We start from the raw sequence: 550 nt of genomic DNA on the forward strand, positions 1-550 counted from the left end.
TATCGTTATTGATATGGAGAATCCCGCCAAGCCGCGCGAAGTTGGCCGCTGGGCGCTACCCGGAATGTGGGCCGCGGGCGGCGAGACGATGACGATGGCCGGCCGCGTGGCGCTTCATCATGCCGTGATCGACGGTAGCGTGGCGTATGCATCCTGGCGGGATGGTGGCCTCACTCTGCTCGATATTTCGGATAAAGCCGCGCCAAAGCTCATCTCGCATACCAATTGGTCGCCGCCCTTCGCTGGTGGCACGCATAGTGCTCTGCCGCTGGTCGATCGCGGACTATGCATTGTAGCGGATGAGGCGGTTCTCGACATCGACCAGGAGCCCATGAAATATACTTGGGTGGTCGATATCCGCACGCCGCAGAACCCGGTGACTGTCGCGACCTTTCCGACACCACGTGACCAGGATTACGTCGCCAAGGGCGGCCATTTCGGCCCTCACAATCTGCACGAAAATAGGCCAGGTTGTTTTCAGAGCTCTGAAATCATCTTTGCAACCTACCAGAATGCTGGGGTTCGAGTATTCGACATCCGCAACCAGTTC

General features: G+C 58.4%; 1 protein-coding gene. It reads left to right on the forward strand.

What is annotated here, in order from left to right:
* Window positions 1-550: LVIVD repeat-containing protein (locus tag GSQ92_RS01655; RefSeq protein WP_216856707.1), on the forward strand; the 550-nt coding region annotated here is incomplete at both ends.

The organism is Acidisoma sp. S159 (assembly GCF_009766125.1).
Classification (GTDB): Bacteria; Pseudomonadota; Alphaproteobacteria; order Acetobacterales; family Acetobacteraceae; genus Acidisoma.